Genomic DNA, 20,292 nt, shown 5'->3' with positions numbered 1-20,292 from the left:
CGTTTGTTTTCCGGCTTGCTCGTCTTGACGCGGCTTTCCGGGTTGGGCTCAGGTTCGTTGCTTCAGGCTTTCCCGCACGGCGGCGGCAAGGGCCGCCATTGACGTGAAGTGGTAGTCCGGCGTGGTGAAGCGCTCGGGCTCGATCGTGCCGCCATAGCCCTTCTGGGCGTGCCGGCGCTCGATCCAGCAATTGGTCATGCCAAGCGCCCGGGATATGCCGATATCGTGATACTGGCTTTGCGCGACGTGCAGGATGTCCTCCTTGCTGTCGCCCCTTGAGGCGACGAAATCGAAGACCTTCTGGAAAAAGGCCGGGTCTGGTTTTTCCGTGCCTGTATCGTCGGCAGTGAAGGTGGCGAAAAAGGGCGATCCGAGTTGCTTCTCGAAATGATCGAGCGCCCAGCGCCGGGCATTGGTCATGGCAATCAGCCTGTGCGATTTTGCAAGCTTCGCCAATGCAGCCGCGCTGTCGGGGAAGCCTTGCCAGACGCTGGCGGAGTCCCGCAGGCGCATGCCGTATCTTTCCTCGGCCGGCAGGCCGAGCCGTGGTGCGATGACCCTGTAGACACGCACGAGATCGTCCGGGAACAGGCCTGCATCGGGCATGTAGCGGGCTTGCCGGTAAAGGCTCAGCGCTTCCTCGCCGTCGAGCGGAACGCCGGCCTCGGCGGCAATCCCGGCCAGGCAGGTCGTGATGCCGCCTTCGAAGTCGATCAGCGTGCCGACCACATCGAAGGTCATGTATTTGAATTCGCTAAAGCCCCTGGCCAAGACTGGGTCTCCTCTGCACGCGGCCGAATTGCATGTGTTGAACAGAACAAAATTCCGTGCTGTCCGGGGCGTAGGCCTTTTTCGAAGGCCCGGAAATCCGGGCTTTCTGGCCTTGTCTTATCAACAGTCTGGCACTTCCCCCGCGCTGGATTCGCCGAAAAGGCGTGAGGGGGCGGCACAAAATTGCGAAATCGTCTGCTCCGGCGCTATTTCGAAACGCAGGGTATTCGTCCGCGGTCATGCCATTGCCTGACGGACATCGGGATCGTCCAGTGTCTGGTCGAGCGTCCGGCGCGTGCGCTCGATGATCGCGTCGATGTCGGCGTCGGTGCAGCAGAGCGGTGGTGCATAGCCGATAACCCCATGCGCAAAGGCACGGATGATCAGGCCGTTGTCCCACGCCCTGTCGAAGACGCGCCGCGCCGGCATGGCCGACGCCGGAAACGGGGTCTTCTTCTGTTTGTCGACCACCAGTTCGATCGCGGCAAGCATGCCGCGGCCGCGCACGTCGCCAACGAGCGGGTGGTCCCTCAGGCCCTCCAAGCCCGCCATCAGGCGAGCGCCGGCCTTGATGCCGTTCTCCAGCAGGCCGTCTTCGTAGAGCTTCAACACTTCGAGCGCGACGGCGGCGCTGACGGGGTGGGCGGAATAGGTGTAGCCGTGACCAACGGCCGAACTGCCCGCGCCGTCGGCGATGACGTCGTAGACATGATCGGCCATGAACACGGCGCCCATGGGAACATAGCCCGAAGTCAGCCCCTTCGCGGTCGTCATGAAATCGGGAACGATGTCCTCATCGGTGCAGGCGAACAAGGGTCCGGTTCGGCCGAAGCCGGTGATCACCTCGTCGGCGATGAACAGGATGCCGTACTCCCGGCAGAGCTCGCGCATCGCCTTTATCCAGCCTTTCGGCGGGACGATGACGCCGCCCGAACCTTGGATCGGCTCGGCATAAAAGGCAGCGACCCGCTCCGGTCCGATTGCCTCGATCTTGGCCTTCAGCGCGGCGCGTGATGCGGCGATGATCGCATTGCCGTCCTCGCCCACCGGGTTGCGGTAGGGATAGGGGGAGGGGATCTTGTGCTGCCATGCAAAGGGAACGCCAAAACCGGCGTGAAAGGCGGGCAGCGCGGTCAGGCCCGCGCCGACCACCGATGACCCGTGATAGCCCTGCTCGATGGAAATGAACTGGTCGCGTTGCGGCTCGCCTTTGGCATTCCAGTAGTAGCGGACGAAGCGGATCGTGCTGTCGACCGCGTCCGACCCGCCGAGCGTGAAATAGACGTGATTGAGGTCGCCTGGCGCGCGCTCGGCCAGTTCCGAGGCGAGGCGGATGGCCGACTCCGAGCCGAGGTCGAAATAGGCGGTGGCGTAGGGGAGTTCGCGCATCTGCCGGGCCGCAGCCTCGACGATGCTGTCATGGCCATAGCCGGCATTGACGCACCACAGCCCCGCGAAACCGTCAACGAGTTGCCGGCCTGACGCATCGGTCACGGTCGCCCCCTTCGCCGATTTCAAGACGCGCACGCCGAGCGCCTCATGGCCGCGGTATGATGAGACCGGATGGATGAGGTGGGCGCGATCGAGTTCGATCAGGGAATTCGCGAGCATTGTTGTCCTCCTAGCCGAGCGCCTGGTTGGCGAGGGCGTAAACTTTTGGCTTGGTCTGTTCCGCGACGCTCTTGGGCGGACGGTCCATGGCCACGCCTCCGCCGACATGGGTGAGGCCGATTTCCTCGAGCCAACCGGCAATGCCGGTCCTGCTGTCGGTATCCACGCGCAGAAAGGCGCCGGGGCGGTTCGCGGCGAAGAAGCTAATCAGGGCCTTCGCGGTGTCAGCGCTTTCCGCGATGACCGGTCCGATCACCTCACCGCGTCCGAACGGGCGGATTGCGGCATAGGCTTCAATCACGCCGTGGCGGCCGATGATTGCGAATTGGCCGCGCTCGGCCAGCGCATCGATCAGGGCTTGCCGGTCGGCGCCATAGGCGTTGCGGTCCAGCGCCTTGATGTCCGGCAGCTCGTCCATGCTTGCGGCTTCCACTCCATCCGGCACGCCGAGCGCTGCAACCGTACCTTGATGCTGCCGGATCGTGCCGGAGGGCACAAAGCCCAGTTTCTGGTAGAGAGGCATGCCGTCATTCGTCGCGACGAGCCGCAGCGGACGGTCGCCGGCAAGGGCGATGGCCTGATCCATGAGCCGGCGCCCGAGCCCCTTGCCACGCACGTTCCTGTCGACGATCACCATGTTGATCATGGCGCAGTCCGCGCCATAGGGTGTCACCAGGATGGTTCCGGTGACACGGCCCTGGTCGTCGAGCGCGACCGCGCCGCTCGAGAGCTGCAGCGCCATCTGCCAGTCCTGCGGGCGATGCGGCCAATTCTCCTGGCGAGAAAGCGCCACGGCTCCCTCGATATGGTCCGGCCCGAAGTCCTGAATCTCGATCTCGCCCTGCTGCATGAGGCATCCTCCCGTCTGCCCTCAAGTCTCGACCATTGTCGCGTCGCAAATCGTCTGAAGGCTTCGGCCTCGGCGGTATCTTTCGCCGTAGCGCAAGCGGTGCGCCGCATCTTGTGCTGGCGCCCGCCACGGCGGAGGCGCTTCACGTCACGCGCGGCGCCGCGTTCGACACACCAGATGCCACAGCGTGCCAAACCGGATGGTGGATACGGAACTTTCTGCTTTCGGGAGGGCGATTTCGGTCAGGTGGGTCGCCACCACCTGTCCTATGATGAAATGCTTCCCAACGCGAATGTGCTTCCACTGGAGATCGACGGACATGGCTTCTTTCAGGCCCAAATATATCACCTTCGACTGCTACGGTACGTTGACCAATTTCCAGATGGCGGAAGCGGCGCGAGACCTTTACGGCAGCCGGCTCGACGAACCGCGTATGCAGGAGTTCATCAAGAACTTCGCCGCCTATCGGCTCGACGAGATCATGGGTGACTGGAAGCCTTACGCCGACGTTGTCCACAACGCGCTCGAGCGGGCCTGCAAGCGCAATGGTGTTGCCTTCAGCCCTGACGACGCCAGGATGGTCTATGAACGTGTCCCGACCTGGGGGCCCCATGCAGATGTCCCAGCCGGCCTGGCTAAGGTCGCCAAGGAAATTCCGCTGGTCATCCTGTCCAACGCCATGAACGCGCAGATCATGTCCAATGTCGAGAAGCTCGGCGCGCCGTTCCATGCCGTCTACACGGCCGAGCAGGCGCAGGCTTACAAGCCACGGTTCAAGGCCTTCGAATATATGTTCGACAGGTTGGGCTGCGGCCCGGAAGATATTCTTCACTGCTCGTCCTCGTTCCGCTACGACCTGATGTCGGCACATGATCTCGGCATCACGAACAAGGTCTGGGTCAATCGCGGCCACGAACCGGCAAACCCTTACTATGGCTATGTCGAGATATCAGACATTTCGGGTCTCCCGGGAGTGGTCGGGCTTTGAAACAGGCGGATCGTCGATGAAATTGATCTCCTACTGGCACGATACCGCCCCTGTCTTTTCCGGCGGAGCGCAAGGCCCGGTCGAGGGGCACTATGATGCCGTCATCGTCGGTGGCGGCTTCACCGGTCTCGCTGCGGCGCGCCAACTGGCGAAGGCCGGCGCGAAGGTGGCGGTGCTGGAGGCGCAGCGCGTGGGCTGGGGCGCATCCGGCCGCAATGGCGGGCACCTGAACAACGGCCTCGCTCACAGCTACCTCTCTGCCAAGGCGGAACTCGGCAAGGAACGCGCGATCGCGCTCTACCGCACGCTCGACGACTCCGTCGACACCATTGAGGCGCTGGTTGCCGAAGAGGGCATCGACTGCAATTTCCGCCGCGCCGGCAAGCTGAAGCTCGCCTCCAAGCCGCAGCATTTCGAAGCGATCGCCCGCAATTTCGAAGCCCTCCATGCGGAAGTGGATCCGGATACGGCGCTGCTGTCGGCGGTCGACCTCAAATCCGAGATCGGCTCGCCCTTCCACGGCGCGATGCTGTCGAAGAAGAGCGCCATGATGCATATGGGCCGCTATGTGGCAGGCCTTGCGACAGCCGCCGCCCGCCACGGCGCCATCATCCACGAGAATGCGGCGGTGACCGACCGCAAGCAGGTCGGTGGCATCCATGAGCTGACGACCTCCCGCGGCCGCATCAGCGCCGACAATGTGCTGGTAGCGACCGGCGCCTATACCACGCCGAATTTCAGCTATTTTCGCCGCAGGATCATCTCCGTCGGCAGCTTCATCATCGCCACGCGGCCGTTGAGCGACGCCGAGATCACTGCCACCATGCCCGGCAACCGGACATGCGTCACCTCGATGAATATCGGCAACTACTTCCGGCTTTCACCGGACAGGCGCCTGATCTTCGGCGGTCGCGCGCGCTTCTCGGCGACTTCGGACCAGCGCTCGGATTCGAAGAGCGGACAGATATTGCAGGGGGGCCTCGCGGCGATCTTCCCGCAGCTCGCCAAGGTCGAGATCGACTATTGCTGGGGTGGGCTGGTCGACATGACCAAGGACCGTTTTCCGCGGGCCGGCTATCATGACGGGGTCTGGTACGCGATGGGCTATTCCGGCCACGGCGCGCAGCTTTCCACCCATCTCGGCATGGTCCTGGCCGATGCCATGCTCGGCCGCGAAGACCGCAATCCGATGAAGGGGCTCAAGTGGCCTGCCATTCCCGGTTATTCCGGCAAGCCCTGGTTCCTGCCGATGGTCGGCCTCTATTACAAGGCGCTCGACCGGATCCAGTGAGCTTCGATTCGGTCCGCTTTGGGCTCTCAGCCAAATGGCCTCAGCTGAGCCCGCCCATGTGGAAGCTCTTCATCTCGAGATATTCCTCGATGCCGACCTGCGCCCCCTCACGGCCGAGGCCGGACTGCTTGACGCCGCCGAAGGGGGCGACTTCCATCGAGACCGAGCCGGTGTTGAGCCCCACCATGCCGAACTCCAGCGCCTCGCCGACGCGCCAGGCGCGTTTCAGGTTCTCGGTGTAGAAGTAGGAAGCAAGCCCGTAGGGCGTGCCGTTGGCGAGCGTGATCGCCTCCTCTTCCGTCTCGAACCGGAAAAGCGGTGCGACCGGGCCGAACGTTTCCTCACCGGCAAGCTGCATGTCCTTCGTGGCGCCGGTCAGCACCAGCGGCGCGACATATTGAGGACCGTCCGGCAATGCCGGCCTCGTTGTGATGATCGAAGCACCCTTGGCGAGCGCGTCCTGGACATGGCGGTTGATCTTCTCGACCGCCGCCATGTTGATCATCGGCCCGATGGCGACACCGGCTTGAGTGCCCGGTCCGACCGTCATGGCGTTGACGCGAGCGGAAAGCTTGGCGGCGAAGGCTTCGTAGACACCGGCCTGGACGAGGATGCGGTTGGCGCAGACGCAGGTCTGTCCGCCATTGCGGAATTTCGAGACAAGCGCGCCCTCGACGGCGAGATCGAGATCGGCGTCGTCGAAGACGATGAGGGGCGCGTTGCCGCCGAGTTCGAGGCTGAGCCGTTTGACAGTATCGGCCGCGCCGCGCATCAGCAGCGAACCGACCCGCGTCGAGCCGGTGAAGGAGATCTTGCGAACGGTCTCGTTGGCCATGATCTCGTTGCCGATCTCGGCCGGCATGCCGGTGACGATGTTGATGACGCCGGCAGGGATGCCCGCGCGTTCGGCAAGCACGCCGAGCGCCAGCGCCGAATAGGGCGTGAACTCGGATGGCTTGATCACAACCGTGCAGCCGGCGGCCAGCGCCGGCGCGACCTTGCGGGTGATCATCGCGTTGGGGAAGTTCCACGGCGTGATGATGCCGCACACACCGACCGGCTCCTTGAGCACGATGATACGCCGGTCCGGCGTCGGCGAGGGGATGGTGTGGCCGTTGATGCGGCGTGCCTCCTCGGCAAACCATTTGACGAAGGACGCCCCGTAGCGGATCTCGCCTTTGGCCTCGTCCAGCGGCTTGCCCTGTTCCGTCGTCAGGATCAGCGCGAGATCGTCCAGATGCGCCAGCATCAGGCCATGCCAGGCCTCCAGGAGGCCAGCGCGCTCGGCGTTGGTCTTCTTCTTCCAGCCAGCATAAGCGGACGCCGCGGCCTCGATGGCCGCCCGGGTCTCATGACCGGCCATGTCGGGCACCGTGCCGATCGCGCATTGAGCAGCCGGATCGACAACATCGACCGTCTTGCCGGAGCCGGCAGCGACCCATTTGCCGTCGATCAGGCCGGCTTCGCGGAAGAGACTTTTGTCTTTGAGATTTTTCATCGAAAACGACCTTGCAATCAGGAGAGCGCTGCGACGACGGCGGCCGTGATGGCCTGCGTTCTGTCTTTGCCCGGAATGGTTCCAATGCCGCGCGCGGTTGTCGCCTCGACCGCTTGCATGACCCGCCCGGCTGCGGCCGCTTCGCCGAGATGGTCGAGCATCATGGCGCCGGACCATATAGTGGCGATGGGATTGGCGATGCCCAGATGCGCGATGTCGGGCGCCGACCCGTGCACAGGCTCGAACATGGACGGCGCCGAGCGGTCGGGATTGATGTTGGCCGAGGCGGCGTAGCCGAGCCCGCCCTGGATCGCCGCGCCGATATCGGTGAGGATGTCGCCGAACAGGTTGGAGGCGACGACCACGTCGAGGCTCTCCGGCGCCATGATCATGTGCGCGGCCAGCGCATCGACATGATAGCTGGTCACTTCAACGTCCGGATACTCCGCAGCCAGCTTTCGCGCGATCTCGTCCCAGAACACCATCGAATATGTCTGCGCGTTGGACTTGGTGACGGAGGCCAGCTTGCCGCGCCGTGTCCGCGCCTGCTCGAAGCCGAAGCGCAGGATGCGCTCGACGCCGGCGCGGGTGAAGATCGAGGTTTCCACCGCGACCTCGTCCAGAGTGCCTTGATGCACGCGCCCGCCGGCGCCCGAATATTCGCCCTCGGTGTTCTCGCGGATGCACAATATGTCGAAGCTCTCGGCACGCAGTGGGCCCTTGACGCCCGGCAGCAGGCGGTGCGGCCTGATGTTGGCGTATTGCACGAATGCCTTGCGGATCGGCAGCAGCAGGCCGTGCAACGAAACGGAATCCGGGACCTCCGCCGGCCAGCCGACAGCGCCCAGAAGAATGGCGTCGAAGCCGCGCAAGCTCTCGATGCCGTCTTCAGGCATCATGCAGCCGGTATCCTTGTAGAATTTGCAGGACCAAGGGAACTCGGTTCCCGTCAAGGCAAAGCCCGCGTGTTTGGCTGCGGTCTCCAGCACCGTCCAGGCGGCGGCGGTCACATCGCGGCCGATGCCGTCACCGGGGATCAAAGCGATCAAGTAGGGCTTCATCGGCATCTCTCTAGAGGCTGATCAGGACGCTCTTGGTCCTGCGGTTGGCGAGATAGGCCTCGCGGCCGAGATCCTTGCCGATGCCGGAGCGCTTGTAGCCGCCGGTCGGCAGGATATGGTCGCGCGAGCGGCTGTAGCGGTTGATCCAGACGGTGCCCGCTTCGAGCTTGCGTGCCAGACGGATCGTGCGGGACAGGTCGGCGGTGAACAGGCCGGACGCCAGCCCGTAGGTTGGATGGGAAGACAGCGCCAGCGCCTCTTCCTCGGTCTCGAAGGTCTGGATGGTGAGGACCGGGCCGAAGATTTCCTCGACGATCGCCGGATTGGCCTGGTCGATATCAGAGATCAGCGTCGGCTGGTAGAAATAGCCGGGGCTGTCCATGACGCCGCCACCGGTCAGGCATTCGCCGCCGGCCTCGATCGCGGCCCGCACGATGCTGTCGACACGGGCCCGCTGCCGTTCCGAGATAACAGGCGAATACTGCGTCGCCTCGTTCCAGGTCGGGCCGGGCCGGGCCGCCTTCATCCTCTCCAGGATGGCAGCCGTCAACCTGTCGGCCACGCTCCTCTCGACGATCAGGCGCGTGCCGGCGACGCAGGCCTGACCGGCATTGAAGGTGACGCTGCCGGCGATGGCCGTCGCGGCCTTCTCCATATCGGCATCGGCAAAGACGATCTGCGGGCTCTTGCCGCCGAGTTCCAGCGTCATCGGCTTGACGCCGGCGCGGGCGACGTTCTCCATGATCGCTGAGCCGGCGCGGGTCGAGCCGGTGAACGAGACCTTGGCGATCTCGGGATGACCGGTCAGCGCCGTGCCGGTCGTCGGGCCGTCTCCCAGCACAACGTTTATGAGCCCTGCCGGCAGGCCCGCCCTCACGGCGAGTTGCGCCATGTAGACTGCCGAGAAGGGTGTCATTTCCGATGGCTTCAGAACGACCGCATTGCCCGCGGCCAATGCTGGACCAAGCTTCCATCCGGCCATCGAGATCGGGAAATTCCAGGGCGTGATCGCACCGACCACGCCATAGGGCTCGCTCATGATCATGCCGAGAGTGGCGTCGTCGGTCGGCACGAGCTCGCTGCCTTCCTTGTCGGCGAACTCGGCAAAGAAGCGGATCTGCTCGGCGGTGATGGCGATATCGCCGGCAACGAGCTGGCCGACGGGCCGGGTGGAGCACAGCGCCTCGATCCTGGCCAGCGTTTCGGCCTCCGCCTCGATCAGGTCGGCCCAGGCCTGGAGCGCCTTCGTCCGTTCGCGCGGCCGAACGCCGCCCCAGTTGCTGGCCTTCAGCGCCGCCTTGGCGCTTTCCACCGCACGATTGACCATATCGACGCCGGCCACGGGGCAGCCGGCATATGCCTTGCCATCCGACGGACGGCGCATCTCGATGGCACTCTCGGCCGCGATCATCTCCCCGCCAATGAAATGACCGACGGGAAGCGAGACGGTATCCGGATCGAAGCTCAAGCCCATGGTACCCACTCTGGAATATTCTGCAGAAGCCTAGCGCGGGCTCTGGCGCAGCATGCGCCGTTCGACGATCGGTCGCGGATGATTGTTGTGTGCCGGCGATGACAGACGGCAAAATCTGTTGCGGAGGCCGGCGCCTCCGCCCTCCCGTTACCCTACGGTCACGTAGATCTTGCGTACCGTCTCAATGGTCTTCCAAACCCCGGTGAAGCCAGGTTTCATCACGAAGCTGTCGCCGGCGCGATAGGTCACCGGCTTGCCGCCGTCGGGCGTGATTTCGATCAAGCCGGAGAGGATGTGGCAGAACTCGAAAGTCTCGCCTTTGATCGAGCGCGTTTCGCCGGGCGTCGCCTCCCAGACGCCGGTATGGACGAGGTCGCCCTTGGCGACATCCTGCGCCCAGGTTTTGAAGCCAGGGTCGCCGGAAATCAGCCGTTCGGGCAGCGCCGCGGATTCGCGCGGCTGGAAGACAGGTCTGGTATCGACGGTCTTGAGCAGGGACAAGGGATGGCCTTTCATGTTGGAGGATCTTGGCTTGATGTGTCTTTGTCCCAGAACCGCTGCACACTTCCGGGTGAGATGCACTTAGTAGCCGCGCGACCGGTCGACGAGCCCGATGGGATCAAGACCGGCGCGGTAACGCCTGATGTTTTCGACAACCGCCTTTGCTGCGCTGGCGGGCTGGGTGACGCTGGCGACATGCGGGGTCAGGATGACCTTCGGATGCAACCAGAACGGATGACCTGCCGGCAGCGGTTCGGGATCGGTGACGTCGATCATCGCCGCCGAAAGGTGGCCGCTGTCGAGCGCGGTGACGAGGGCTTCGTCGTCGAGCTGCGGCCCCCGGCCGGTGTGGACGATTGCCGCCCCCTCAGGCAGTTGCGCAAACAGGCCGGCATCGAGCAAACCGCGCGTCTCCTCGGTCAGCGGCAGCAGGCAGATCAATATGTCGCTGACGGCGAGCATCTCGCTCAGCCCGGGCTCGCCATGGTGGCAGGTCACGCCCTCGATCCGCCGGGGCGAGCGGCTCCATCCGGCGAGCGGAAAGCCGAAGGGCTTCAGGCGGTCGAGGACGGCTTGGCCAAGCTGTCCGAGGCCGAGCACGCCTATCCGGCGCGCCCCGGCCTGGAGCTGCGCGATGTCAGCCCATTCGCCGGCGCGCTGCTGCGCGAGATATCCAGGCAGGTTGCGGTGGAGCGCGAGTACGGCCAGCGTCACATATTCCTGCATCATGCGCACGATGCCTTCCTCGATCATGCGCACGACCTTCACGTTCGCAGGTACCGCATCGAGGCGAAACTGGTCGACGCCGGCGCCGATGGAAAACAGGATTTCCAAGTTCGTATAAACAACGAGATTGTCCGGCACGGTCCAGCTGATCAGATAGCGCACGGCGTCGGGATCGACCGTCGCGGCATCCATCGTGATGGGAACATCCGGCAGTTCTGTCGCGAATACCTCGCAGAAGATCGCGCCGCGGCGTGCATCGGAATTGAACAGGAATGTCATTCCGTTCCTCTCATGCCGCGCAGCGCACGCCCAGAGCCTCGATCACTCGCTGACAGGCGGTGAGTTCGCTGGCAAGGATGTATTCGTTAGGCTTGTGGGCGCGGTCTATGTCGCCGGGTCCGCAAATGATCGCATCGAGCCCGGCGGCCTGGTAAAGTCCGGCCTCCGTGCCGTAGCTGACGGCGGCGAGCGGCGCTTCGCCGGTCAGTTCGCCCAGCAGTGCCGCAAGCGCCGTATCCTGAGGCAGCGACAGCGCCGGATAAGCGCTCATCGGCCTCCACTCGATACGAAAACCGTCGGCCACGAGGGCCTCTGCCCGCGCCTTGACCGGCGCGAGCAGGCTTGCCGGGTCGACACCAGGTATGGCGCGTGCCTCCAGGTCCAAAGTGCAGGTGTCGGGGATGATGTTGACCTGATGTCCGCCTGCCACGACGCCCGCCTGCAGCGAGGAGTAGGGCGGCTCGAAGGCGGCATCGAACGGACCGTGTGTCAGCCGCTCGGCTTCGCTCACGGCGGCGCTCAGCGCATAGGCCATGGCATGGACGGCGTTGAGCCCGAGATCGGGCCTCGAGGAATGGCCCGAGCGCCCGTTGACGATCACCCGGGCGGCCGCCTTACCCTTATGGCCGCGCACGGCGCGCATGCCGCTCGGCTCGCCGACGATGACGCCCAACGGCTTCGCGCACAATTCGGGAAGGCGGGCGATCAAATGCGGCACGCCACGGCATCCGACCTCCTCGTCGTAGGAAAAGGCGAGGTGGATAGGCCCGGCAAGGCGCAGTCCCGTCAGCGCGGGCACGGCCGCGAGTGCCGCGGCAAGAAACCCCTTCATGTCCGTAGTGCCGCGTCCATAGAGCCGTTCGCCCTCCTTGCGCAGTGCGAAAGGGCTCGAACTCCATTGCGGCTCGCTGGCGGGAACGACGTCCATATGGCCGGACAGGATATAGCCGGGGACATCGGCGGGGCCGATCGTCGCGAAAAGATTGGAACGATCGCCTTCCGGCCCCGGAAGCACGGTGACCTGAACTCGGTGTTCGGCGAGATAGGTCTTGATCCAGCCCGCGATATCGCCGTTCGGCCTGCCGGCGACCGTTGGAAAAGCGACGAGACGATCGAGGATGTCGAAGACGTCCATTCCAGTCCTCAAAACGTTCGGGTTCGCCGGGATCGGAGCCGTCGACCATATGCTGCTAGATTTCCAGAGAGAGTGTGTGCATTCTTTCGCGATTGCGTGCCGAAAGCTGAAATGTTTCAGTTGAATCTTGCGTTGCCGCGCGGCTTTCGAGCTGATCGTACCGGTCCGCTCGTTTAGCGTTGGCGGGCAGAGGGTGGCCGTCGTTGTGCCGCGCTCGGTAGGACAATCTTGTAGGGGCATGGACTTGAAGCCGTCCGGAAGCTTGAAAATCGACACTTTCTCGATGCGGATCGGCGACATCGAAGGCGTCGAACTGGACCGCTTGCACGCACACTCGCTCGCCGTGGGATGGCCGCATCGCGCCGAGGACTGGCAGTTCCTTCGCGAAATGGGACACGGGTTCGTGGCGCTCGACGAGATCGGCCGCGTTCTCGGCTCGGCCATGTGGTTCGCGCATGGTGCCGATTTCGCCACAGTGGGGATGGTCATCACCTCGCCGCGATTGCAGACGCTGGGGGCGGGGCAATGGCTGATGAAGCGGGTCTTCGAGAAGGTCGCCGGGCGCGATCTGCGCCTGAATGCAACGCGCGCGGCAAGGCGGCTCTATCTCTCGCTCGACTTCCAGCCGGAGAAGACCGTCTATCAATGCCAGGGCATCGCCAGCTTGCAGATGACGGGCAGGCCGGCAAATATTCGAGGCGATGTCCGAAGTTTGGGCGAAAATGACATTGCCGCTGTGATCGCGCTCGACGCGGCCGGGTTTGGCGTGAGGCGGGCGGCGCTGATCGAAAGGCTTTTCGCACACTCGGCCGGCTATGGTCTTTTCAAGGGCGATACGCTGAGCGCTTTCGCGCTCTGCCGGCCGTTCGGGCGGGGCCATGTCGTGGGACCGGTCGTGGCGGTTAGCGACGCCGACGCGTTGGCGGTCGTCCGGCCACACGTGGCCGACCATTCGGGGTCTTTCCTGCGCATCGACACCCATATGGACAATGGCGAGTTCGCCGCCTTTCTGTCGCACAGCGGAATGCCGGTATTTGACACGGTCGTGACCATGTCGCTGGGCAAACGCATTGCTGCTGTTCCTTACGGCAGCTCGTTGAGGACCTATGCCTTAGCAAGCCAAACCCTCGGGTAGTTGCCTTCTGTCGCGCAACGGTATCGGCTTGGTCGACCCTGGCTTTATCAATTGCTCGCCTAGGGTGGTCCGCATGGTGTTCTATCCCACCTTGGCCACAGAAAGCGGCCCGTTCGCTCGCGGCCCATTTCGGTCATTCACTACCAGGAGTTCCTGGCGACCTGGGGCTACATTGGCGATATCTCGAAGCTCCTAGCCAGTCGTCTTCTTGGTCCTTTGGTTCGCCAGACCATACGAGAGAATACGAAGGAAACGACTTGGCGAACCATCCGCTAACGTTTTCGTTAGAAATTGGCAGCCCTCAGCGACGAACGTAATCCTAATATTTACGGGGCGGTTCGCCGAAATAGAAGCTTCTCGATCTCCAAGCGAAGTTTCATTGCTCGCCTCCCGTGGCTAATCTGCCAACGGCGTTCGGTCGCACGGCGTTATTCCTTTACCGCGCCGGTCATTGAGGAAACGTAGTGTTCGACAAAGAAAGAATAGAGCACCACCACCGGCAACGACCCGATCAGCGCGCCGGCCATTAGCGCGCCCCACTCATAAACGTCGGAGCGAACCAGCTCGGTGAGCACGCCGACTGGCACCGTCTTCTTTTCCGATGATTGAATGAAGGTCAACGCGTAGATGAACTCGTTCCAGGATAGCGTGAAAGCGAAGATGCCGGCGGAAATCAGGCCAGGGACTGACAGCGGCAGCACGATCTTGGTGAGGATCTGCCAACGGCTCGCACCGTCGATGAGAGCACATTCTTCAAGTTCGAACGGGATCGAGCGGAAATAACCCATCAGCAGCCAGGTGCAGAAGGGGACGAGGAAGGTGGGGTAGGTGAGGATCAGCGCGAACGGGGTGTCATAGAGGCCGAGGTTGAACACCATCAGCGATAGCGGGATGAATAGAATCGAAGGCGGCACAAGATAGGCCAGGAACACTGCAAGGCCGACCTGCCGCGCGCCCGAGAATCTCAGGCGTTCGATCGCATAGGCCGCCAGCACCGCTGCCAACAGCGACAGGAAAGTGGCGGCGGTCGAGATGATGATCGTGTTGAGCAGCCAACCAGGATAGGAGGTCTCGAACAGCAGATAACGTATGTGCTGCAATGTCGGGTGAACAACCCAGAACGGGTTGTAGTTCACGTAGTCGGTCATCTCGGCATTCGGCTTGATTGCCGTGATCGTCATCCAGTAGAAGGGAAACAGGAGCACGATCATAAACACCAGAAGCGGCAGATAGACCGTCACAACCCGACGGGGCAGGCTTTGCAGATAGCCCATGCCGCCTTCATCGTTGTTGATGCGTTCCGCTTGCTTGATCGCGGCCATGTCAGTCTCCGCCGCCTTGCTGCCATTTGCGCCGTTGCAAGCCGAAATAGCTGAACAGGATCGCCGCCAGCAGGAAGGGGATCATGGCGACGGCGATTGCCGCGCCTTCGCCGAGTTGGCCTCCGGAAATGCCGCGCTGGAACGATAATGTCGCCATCAGATGAGTGGCGTTTACCGGGCCGCCACGAGTGAGCACATAAATCAGTTGGAAATCGGTGAAGGTGAACAGCACTGAGAAGGTCATAGTGATGGCAATGATCGGCGTCAGCAGTGGCAGGGTCACGTAACGGAACAACTGCGACCGACTGGCGCCGTCGAGCGTGGCGGCCTCGTATAGCGATTGCGGGATGGTCTGCAGACCCGCCAGCAGAGTGATGGCGACGAATGGAATGCCGCGCCAGACGTTGGCGGCAATCACCGACGCGCGCGCATTGGTCGGGTCGCCGAGGAAGTTGATGCGATGATCGATCAGTCCCATCTGCTGCAGCGCCCATGACAGGATCGAGAACTGCGAATCGTAGATCCACCAGAAGGCGATCGCCGAAAGCACCGTCGGCACCACCCAGGGCAAAAGCACCACTGCACGAAAAAAGGACTTGAAGCGAATGTTCTCGTTGAGGATGAGCGCCAGCCAGAGCCCGAGCGCAAATTTCAGGATCGAAGCGCTGACAGTGTAGAGCAGCGTGTTGAAGACCGAGAGCCAAAAGACGCTGTCGCTCCACAGATACTCATAGTTCTCAATACCTACGAAGACGCCAGGGCGGCCGATGCGCGCATCGGTGAAACCGAGCCAGACACCAAGCCCCAGCGGGTATGTCAGGAAGACCAGCAGCAGCACCGCCGCCGGCAGCATGAAGCCGAAGCCCAGGACATTTCGGCTTTCGGCCAGACGCGACAGGATTGATGGGCGCGGCCGAACCGCAGCGGACGTCACGGCCATGGGCGGCTCCTTACGAGGTCTGGTTGCATGGCGACGCAAGCCGCCGTCCGAAACCGACCGGGCAGCATGGTCCGCGGCCCGGCTCGGCTAGGGTCAAACGCGATAGTAGCGGTTGGCCCGCTTTTCCGCCTCTTCCATCGCTTCCTGCGGCGTGGCCTGGCCTGTCACGGCCTTGGCGAACATGTCGACCAGAACATAGTCGGCCATGGTGGCCGCCGAGGCGTAGCCGAGCGGCCCGGCATAGCCGTTGGGACGCAGCGTCTCGGAGGCTTTCGCGTATGCCGCATTGTTCGGATCAGCCTTCCAGACCGGATTGTTGGCGAAGGCTTTGAGCGTCTGGCAACAGTAGCATGCCGAGGAGGTGATCCAGTCCGACATTTGCGGATCCTCGAACATGAACTGCAGATAGGCTTTCGCCGCGTTGGGGTAGGGCGTGTAGTTGAAAATGACGGCCGTGGTCACCTGGAACAGCTCGACGGATTTCCCGACCGGACCGATCGGCATGTTGGTCGTGCGCATGTCCTTGGCAATGTCGGTCAGCTTCGGATCATTGTCCTTGTTGACCTTGGCGGTGTTGTAGACGGAAATCCCGTTGGCGATGACGCTCACTTCGCCGGCGAGGAAGGCCCGGTTGTTGTTGACGTCGAGCCAGCTTTCGGTTCCGGGGATGAAGGTCTTGTAGAGCTCCTGCGCATACTGGATCGCCTTGAGCGTCTCGGGGCTGTTGATCGTGACCTTGCCTTTCTCGTCGACCATCTGGCCGCCATGGCTCCACAGCAGCCAATGCGCATAGTTGTTGCCGTCGCCGACGCCGTGGCCATGGGTAAAGCCGGCCGGATGACCTTTGGCCTTGAGCGCCTTGCAGAGCTCGAGGAAGCCGGCCGTGTCCTTCGGAAACTCCGAGAAACCGGCCTCCTTCACCCAGCTTTCGCGGTAGACGATGGCGTTGCCGATGGTGGCCAGAGGCAGGCCCACGAACTTACCCTCGCGCGTCGCATATTGTTTCGGCCCGTCATACCAGCCGCCATATTTGTTGCCGAGATAATCGCCCAGTTCCGTCACATCGAGCAGCTTGTCGGGGTACTGGTGCGGATCATCGAACCAGACGAACATCAGGTCCGGACCCGAGCCGACATTGGCGGCGACCGCAGCCTTGGGCCGAATGTCTTCCCAACTCTCCTTGTCGACGCGGACCTCCACCCCCGTTGCTTCCGTGAACCGTTTGGTGTTTTTCAGCCACTGGTCCTCGTCGCCCTGCACGAAAGGCGACCAGCGCAGCAGTCTGAGCTTCGCGCCATCCTCCGGTTTGTACGTCAAAGCCTCCTTGGCGAAGGCCGGAGAGCCGACGAACCGGCTCCCCAACGCGCCGGCGGCGGCGCCGGCCGTCGTGCGGATCACGTCGCGTCTGGTGAATCTCATGCTCGTTTCCTCCTGTGTTTTCCTCGTTGCGTGTTGCCCTACTGCTGCGGGAGGCTCATGCGCTTGCCGGTTTCGCCGTGAAAGAGATGAACGAGACCAGGCTCGACCGACAGCCGGATGGTTTCTCCCGGCGCGAAGGAATGGCGTTCCCGAAAATTGGCGACGACATCCTCGCCTCCCGCCGTCCGGCCTATGATCTGTACTTCCGAGCCGGTTGGCTCGATCACCACCAGGGTGACCGCAATGCCATTGTCGCCGAGCCGCAGATGCTCTGGCCGTATCCCCAGCACGACGGGCTCGCCATTGCCGATGGAGAACGGCGCGGCCAAAGGCACCGAAATCCCTCCCGCGCCCTGAAAACGCGGCGTGCCTTCGGTCAGGATTGTTCCCTTGAGCATATTCATGGCGGGAGAGCCGATGAAGCTTGCCACGAACAGGTTGTTCGGGCGGTCGTAGAGCTCCAGCGGCGACCCGATTTGCTCGACCATACCGTCGTGCATGACCACAATCTTGTCGGCCATGGTCATGGCCTCGATCTGGTCGTGCGTGACATACACCGTCGTGGTCTTCAGCCGCTGGTGCAACTCCTTGATCTCGGCGCGCATTTGCACCCTGAGCTTGGCATCGAGATTGCTGAGCGGCTCATCAAACAGGAACACCTGCGGATTACGCACGATCGCGCGGCCCATGGCGACGCGTTGACGTTGGCCGCCTGAAAGCTGCCGCGGATACCGCGACAGAAGCGGAACAAGCCCAAGGATTTCGGCTGCCCGACCGACGCCTGCATCGCTCTCCGCCTTCGGTACACCCTTGAGCATGAGCGAGAACGCCATGTTCTCCGCAACCGTCATGTGGGGGTAGAGCGCGTAATTCTGAAAGACCATGGCCACGTCGCGTTCCTTAGGAGCAACGTCATTGACGATCCGGCTGCCAATCGAGATATGGCCCCGCGAAATCTTTTCCAGACCGGCAATCATCCGCAGGAGCGTCGATTTCCCGCAGCCGGAGGGCCCGACGAGCGTGACGAACTCGCCGTCTTCGATATCGACGCTAACGCCATGCAGGACCTCAGTGGCCCCGAAGGATTTGTAGACATCGCCAATCGCGACAGCCGCCATCGAACTCCTCCCGATGGTCCCTGCGAAAACGTCGCGAGGAGCCGTTGTATCAGGCGTGGCTTGAAACGGATGCCGGCAGTGCGGCGATCCACCACTTGCGTCGGCGACGTCTGCCTCCAGATCCCCGGGTCACGCGACTCTGAAACGGTAGCGCTACCAAATCAGCCTGTAAAGCGGGCATGCAGGAACCGCAGAACAGCGGGTCTATAGTCCAAATCCGAAGGGCGCCATCTTGGAACTCGGCCGCGGCCAAGTTGGTGGAAGGTGACCGGCCCGCTGGAGTATCGTCAAATCCTTGCGCGGCAACTGAAGCAGCTGATGACGGATGGAGCGGCCATTACCGCGGCATCGCCCATCCGCCTCGCTGATCAGGGCAAGACCACTGTTGCCGCTGTCGCGTGGCAAGAGACGCGGACTGACGATATACGTGCCCACTACTCCGAACCAATGACCAGCGCCAAGGTCGCTGCCGCTGAGAAGGAAACTGAAAATGTCCTTGCATAGAATCGCGGTGATCGGTGGCGACGGAATCGGCCCCGAGGTGGTTGAGGCCGGCGTCGAGGTGCTGGAGACCTTGGCTGCCGCGGAATTCGGTCTTGCCTTCGAGTTCAAGCGCTTCGATTGGGGCTCGGACTATTATCGCCGCAATGGCCGCATGATGCCGCAGGATGGGCTTGCTCGGCTTGAAAATTTCGACGCGATCTATTTCGGCGCGGTTGGCGACCCGGAGCTCCCCGACGACGTCACGCTGTGGGGCTTGCGCCTGGCGATCTGCCAAGGGTTTGACCAGTATGCAAATGTGCGGCCAACGCGCCTTCTGCCCGGGTTGACAGGCCCGCTGCGGCCCGACCTCGGCCAGCAGATCGACTGGGTGATCGTACGCGAGAACAGCGAAGGCGAATATGCGGGGGTTGGCGGTCGCGCCCATCGTGGATTGCCCATCGAAGTCGGCATGGACGTTGCTGTCTTCACCCGCGCCGGTATTGAGCGTATCGCACGTTTTGCCTGCGATCTTGCCTTGTCGCGCCCTCGCAAGCTGCTGACCGTCGTAACCAAATCGAACGCACAGCGCCATGGCATGGTGCTCTGGGACGAAGTCGTGCGCGAAGTGGTCCGCGGCTACCCAGGGCTGACCGTTGACTGGATGCTGGTCGACGCCATGACGCAAAGAATGGTCAACAGGCCCGGCAGCGTGGACACTGTGCTGGCGACCAACCTGCACGCCGACATCCTGTCTGATCTGGCGTCGGCGCTTGGGGGTTCGCTGGGAATCGGCCCAACCGCGAACATTGAACCGTCGCGCACCCGCCCATCGATGTTTGAGCCGATCCATGGCTCCGCATTCGACATCACCGGCAAAGGCATCGCCAATCCGCTTGGATCGTTCTGGACGGCAAGCCTGATGCTCGACCATCTCGGCGAGCACGCCGCGGCGCGGCGCCTAATGGTAGCGATTGAAATCGTCACCGGCCGGGGGGAGCATCTCAGTCCGGATCTTGGGGGGATGGCCCGCACCGCCGAGGTCACCGCTGCAGTGATTGCGGCGCTGTCAGGTCTAAACAGCACGAGTTCATCTCCGCCGGTCGGATAGACAGTCACGGTTGCTCGCTTGCAAGTCGCATGACGAGATACCCTACATAAGGTGCTTGGGGTTGGTGACTGTCGGCCGCGGCTTGCGAGATGCGGTCCCAAGCAGGCGCGTGGAGCACTCCTGGCGGCATGCCCAGCGCCACGGGAACGATGGCGGGCTGGGCAGCGAGACTGTCGAGTCCGCCATGGCTTGGTTCGATCCCTCGGAATCGAGGACACCTAGGAGGATGCATTGCGCCGGTCGGCGAAGATCGCCGCTCGGTTGACCGCGTCGCAGCAAGGCCACCCCTTGTGCCGCCGGCTCGGGAGTGGGCTCGTGTTTTCACCTCACCGGCGCGACAGGCAAGGAGAGATCGAGCGCGTAGACGATGTTGGGAAACGGCGTCACGATGCCGGCCATATAAATCAGCTTCACCGTTGCCCGACAGCTGACGTCGCAGGCGACCGCTTCGAGATTGTGGTGTCGCCACAAGTCGACTCGAGCCTCCGGCAGAAGGCGATCACGGCTTCTCGCACCGACCTCGATCACGTTCGTCCTCGACCGCGGCGGGCGGACGCTGATGCGGGATGTAAGCATGTTGCC

The 20,292-nt window shown here is 63.0% G+C and carries 19 protein-coding genes; 4 read left to right on the top strand and 15 right to left on the bottom strand.

The annotated features are described in order from the left end of the window. Positions 1-48 precede the first annotated feature (48 nt). The 4 genes from LB568_RS06135 to LB568_RS06120 form a co-directional block, all read right to left on the bottom strand. Positions 49-741, bottom strand: a complete 693-nt coding sequence (locus LB568_RS06135) for an HAD-IA family hydrolase (protein ID WP_412033901.1) — start codon at positions 739-741, stop codon at positions 49-51. A 267-nt stretch (positions 742-1,008) separates the two neighbouring features. Then, complete coding sequence (locus LB568_RS06130; protein WP_224729597.1) at positions 1,009-2,382, bottom strand: aspartate aminotransferase family protein; 1,374 nt, start codon at positions 2,380-2,382, stop codon at positions 1,009-1,011. A gap of 10 nt (positions 2,383-2,392) precedes the next feature. Beyond that, the gene (locus LB568_RS06125; protein WP_140780225.1) at positions 2,393-3,232 is read right to left on the bottom strand and encodes a GNAT family N-acetyltransferase; all 840 of its coding nucleotides are present in this window, start codon (positions 3,230-3,232) and stop codon (positions 2,393-2,395) included. A gap of 147 nt (positions 3,233-3,379) precedes the next feature. Then, the gene (locus LB568_RS06120; RefSeq protein WP_224729596.1) at positions 3,380-3,553 is read right to left on the bottom strand and encodes a hypothetical protein; all 174 of its coding nucleotides are present in this window, start codon (positions 3,551-3,553) and stop codon (positions 3,380-3,382) included. Here LB568_RS06120 and LB568_RS06115 point away from each other — a divergent pair. Both LB568_RS06115 and LB568_RS06110 read left to right on the top strand, forming a co-directional pair. After that, complete coding sequence (locus tag LB568_RS06115; protein WP_013894057.1) at positions 3,552-4,220, top strand: haloacid dehalogenase type II; 669 nt, start codon at positions 3,552-3,554, stop codon at positions 4,218-4,220. The two genes, LB568_RS06120 and LB568_RS06115, sit on opposite strands and share 2 nt — an antisense overlap. Positions 4,221-4,236: 16 nt before the next feature. Continuing rightward, positions 4,237-5,511: an NAD(P)/FAD-dependent oxidoreductase gene (locus LB568_RS06110; RefSeq protein ID WP_224729595.1), complete on the top strand. Its 1,275-nt coding sequence runs from the start codon at positions 4,237-4,239 to the stop codon at positions 5,509-5,511. Positions 5,512-5,551: 40 nt separating this feature from the next. Here LB568_RS06110 and LB568_RS06105 read toward each other — a convergent pair whose 3' ends face one another. The 6 genes from LB568_RS06105 to argE all read right to left on the bottom strand — a co-directional run bounded on the left by LB568_RS06105 (position 5,552) and on the right by argE (position 12,185). Then, a complete protein-coding gene (locus tag LB568_RS06105; protein WP_013894059.1) occupies positions 5,552-7,009 on the bottom strand; it encodes an NAD-dependent succinate-semialdehyde dehydrogenase in 1,458 nt (485 codons plus the stop codon). 17 nt (positions 7,010-7,026) lie between these two features. After that, positions 7,027-8,070, bottom strand: coding sequence for a tartrate dehydrogenase (locus LB568_RS06100; RefSeq protein WP_224729594.1), 1,044 nt, complete (start codon positions 8,068-8,070; stop codon positions 7,027-7,029). 10 nt (positions 8,071-8,080) lie between these two features. Continuing rightward, entirely contained in the window at positions 8,081-9,544 is a 1,464-nt protein-coding gene (locus tag LB568_RS06095) for an aldehyde dehydrogenase family protein (RefSeq protein WP_224729593.1), read from the bottom strand. Between the two features lie 147 nt (positions 9,545-9,691). Further along, on the bottom strand, positions 9,692-10,045 hold the full coding sequence (locus LB568_RS06090; RefSeq protein WP_041164678.1) for a cupin domain-containing protein: 354 nt from the start codon (positions 10,043-10,045) through the stop codon (positions 9,692-9,694). Positions 10,046-10,126: 81 nt separating this feature from the next. Further along, positions 10,127-11,050 carry a 2-hydroxyacid dehydrogenase gene (locus tag LB568_RS06085; RefSeq protein WP_013894063.1) on the bottom strand — a complete coding sequence of 308 codons (924 nt, stop codon included), beginning with the start codon at positions 11,048-11,050 and terminating at the stop codon, positions 10,127-10,129. 10 nt (positions 11,051-11,060) lie between these two features. Continuing rightward, positions 11,061-12,185 carry an acetylornithine deacetylase gene (gene argE / locus LB568_RS06080; RefSeq protein WP_224729592.1) on the bottom strand — a complete coding sequence of 375 codons (1,125 nt, stop codon included), beginning with the start codon at positions 12,183-12,185 and terminating at the stop codon, positions 11,061-11,063. 238 nt (positions 12,186-12,423) lie between these two features. Between argE and LB568_RS06075 the strand changes: the two genes are divergently transcribed. Then, complete coding sequence (locus LB568_RS06075) at positions 12,424-13,320, top strand: GNAT family N-acetyltransferase (protein ID WP_224729717.1); 897 nt, start codon at positions 12,424-12,426, stop codon at positions 13,318-13,320. A gap of 428 nt (positions 13,321-13,748) precedes the next feature. Here LB568_RS06075 and LB568_RS06070 read toward each other — a convergent pair whose 3' ends face one another. The 4 genes from LB568_RS06070 to LB568_RS06055 form a co-directional block, all read right to left on the bottom strand. Beyond that, on the bottom strand, positions 13,749-14,642 hold the full coding sequence (locus LB568_RS06070) for a carbohydrate ABC transporter permease (protein ID WP_140780220.1): 894 nt from the start codon (positions 14,640-14,642) through the stop codon (positions 13,749-13,751). Between the two features lies 1 nt (position 14,643). Continuing rightward, positions 14,644-15,582 (bottom strand): carbohydrate ABC transporter permease, encoded by a 939-nt coding sequence (locus LB568_RS06065; RefSeq protein WP_013894067.1) that lies wholly within the window; start codon positions 15,580-15,582, stop codon positions 14,644-14,646. Between the two features lie 93 nt (positions 15,583-15,675). Further along, positions 15,676-17,001 (bottom strand): ABC transporter substrate-binding protein, encoded by a 1,326-nt coding sequence (locus LB568_RS06060; protein ID WP_224729591.1) that lies wholly within the window; start codon positions 16,999-17,001, stop codon positions 15,676-15,678. A gap of 38 nt (positions 17,002-17,039) precedes the next feature. Then, entirely contained in the window at positions 17,040-18,119 is a 1,080-nt protein-coding gene (locus LB568_RS06055) for an ABC transporter ATP-binding protein (RefSeq protein ID WP_224729590.1), read from the bottom strand. 490 nt (positions 18,120-18,609) lie between these two features. Between LB568_RS06055 and LB568_RS06050 the strand changes: the two genes are divergently transcribed. Next, positions 18,610-19,710 carry a tartrate dehydrogenase gene (locus LB568_RS06050; RefSeq protein WP_224729589.1) on the top strand — a complete coding sequence of 367 codons (1,101 nt, stop codon included), beginning with the start codon at positions 18,610-18,612 and terminating at the stop codon, positions 19,708-19,710. A 321-nt stretch (positions 19,711-20,031) separates the two neighbouring features. On the opposite strand, the gene LB568_RS06045 is transcribed toward LB568_RS06050, so the two are convergent. Further along, the gene (locus LB568_RS06045; protein WP_167313555.1) at positions 20,032-20,181 is read right to left on the bottom strand and encodes a hypothetical protein; all 150 of its coding nucleotides are present in this window, start codon (positions 20,179-20,181) and stop codon (positions 20,032-20,034) included. Positions 20,182-20,292: the final 111 nt, after the last annotated feature.

Source organism: Mesorhizobium sp. B263B2A (assembly GCF_020165775.1).
In the GTDB taxonomy this organism is placed as follows: Bacteria; Pseudomonadota; Alphaproteobacteria; order Rhizobiales; family Rhizobiaceae; genus Mesorhizobium; species Mesorhizobium opportunistum.
This window is presented reverse-complemented; position numbering and strand designations above follow the sequence as displayed.

Coding starts and splice junctions, on each gene's coding strand:
- LB568_RS06110 (WP_224729595.1), top strand. CDS start 4,237: ATGAAATTGATCTCCTACTGGCACGATACCGCCCCTGTCTTTTCCGGC.
- LB568_RS06085 (WP_013894063.1), bottom strand. CDS start 11,050: ATGACATTCCTGTTCAATTCCGATGCACGCCGCGGCGCGATCTTCTGC.
- argE (WP_224729592.1), bottom strand. CDS start 12,185: ATGGACGTCTTCGACATCCTCGATCGTCTCGTCGCTTTTCCAACGGTC.
- LB568_RS06095 (WP_224729593.1), bottom strand. CDS start 9,544: ATGGGCTTGAGCTTCGATCCGGATACCGTCTCGCTTCCCGTCGGTCAT.
- LB568_RS06115 (WP_013894057.1), top strand. CDS start 3,552: ATGGCTTCTTTCAGGCCCAAATATATCACCTTCGACTGCTACGGTACG.
- LB568_RS06055 (WP_224729590.1), bottom strand. CDS start 18,119: ATGGCGGCTGTCGCGATTGGCGATGTCTACAAATCCTTCGGGGCCACT.
- LB568_RS06120 (WP_224729596.1), bottom strand. CDS start 3,553: ATGTCCGTCGATCTCCAGTGGAAGCACATTCGCGTTGGGAAGCATTTC.
- LB568_RS06060 (WP_224729591.1), bottom strand. CDS start 17,001: ATGAGATTCACCAGACGCGACGTGATCCGCACGACGGCCGGCGCCGCC.
- LB568_RS06050 (WP_224729589.1), top strand. CDS start 18,610: ATGTCCTTGCATAGAATCGCGGTGATCGGTGGCGACGGAATCGGCCCC.
- LB568_RS06065 (WP_013894067.1), bottom strand. CDS start 15,582: ATGGCCGTGACGTCCGCTGCGGTTCGGCCGCGCCCATCAATCCTGTCG.
- LB568_RS06070 (WP_140780220.1), bottom strand. CDS start 14,642: ATGGCCGCGATCAAGCAAGCGGAACGCATCAACAACGATGAAGGCGGC.
- LB568_RS06125 (WP_140780225.1), bottom strand. CDS start 3,232: ATGCAGCAGGGCGAGATCGAGATTCAGGACTTCGGGCCGGACCATATC.
- LB568_RS06100 (WP_224729594.1), bottom strand. CDS start 8,070: ATGAAGCCCTACTTGATCGCTTTGATCCCCGGTGACGGCATCGGCCGC.
- LB568_RS06075 (WP_224729717.1), top strand. CDS start 12,424: ATGGACTTGAAGCCGTCCGGAAGCTTGAAAATCGACACTTTCTCGATG.
- LB568_RS06105 (WP_013894059.1), bottom strand. CDS start 7,009: ATGAAAAATCTCAAAGACAAAAGTCTCTTCCGCGAAGCCGGCCTGATC.
- LB568_RS06135 (WP_412033901.1), bottom strand. CDS start 741: ATGACCTTCGATGTGGTCGGCACGCTGATCGACTTCGAAGGCGGCATC.
- LB568_RS06130 (WP_224729597.1), bottom strand. CDS start 2,382: ATGCTCGCGAATTCCCTGATCGAACTCGATCGCGCCCACCTCATCCAT.